Below are 467 nucleotides of genomic sequence, written 5' to 3'. Positions count from 1 at the left end.
ATATCTTGAATTGACAACTTAAAACTAAAACGCTACCTTTCCTTATAGTCGTGTCTTTGTCTGCTAACGCAGCAAAGCTCTAGAAAGGAGGTGTTCCAGCCGCACCTTCCGGTACGGCTACCTTGTTACGACTTAGCCCCAGTTACCGGTCTTACCCTAGGCCGCTCCTTACGGTGACGGACTTCAGGTACCCCCAGCTTCCATGGCTTGACGGGCGGTGTGTACAAGGCCCGGGAACGTATTCACCGCATCATGGCTGATATGCGATTACTAGCGATTCCAGCTTCACGGGGTCGAGTTGCAGACCCCGATCCGAACTGTGATAGGTTTTATAGATTCGCTCCTCTTTGCAAAGTGGCTGCTCTCTGTACCTACCATTGTAGCACGTGTGTGGCCCAGGACGTAAGGGCCGTGATGATTTGACGTCATCCCCACCTTCCTCGCAGTTTGCACTGGCAGTCTGGCTA

Annotated in this window: 1 rRNA gene; it reads right to left on the bottom strand. The window is 52.2% G+C overall.

Annotation, left to right across the window (positions count from 1 at the left end):
• Positions 1 to 83 precede the first annotated feature (83 nt).
• Positions 84 to 467, bottom strand: a 16S ribosomal RNA gene (locus tag BUB91_RS00010); the annotation flags it as partial.

Source organism: Leeuwenhoekiella marinoflava DSM 3653, assembly GCF_900129005.1.
In the GTDB taxonomy this organism is placed as follows: Bacteria; Bacteroidota; Bacteroidia; order Flavobacteriales; family Flavobacteriaceae; genus Leeuwenhoekiella; species Leeuwenhoekiella marinoflava.
The sequence above is the reverse complement of the archived record's forward strand: the minus strand, read 5'-3'. Positions and strand labels throughout refer to the sequence as shown.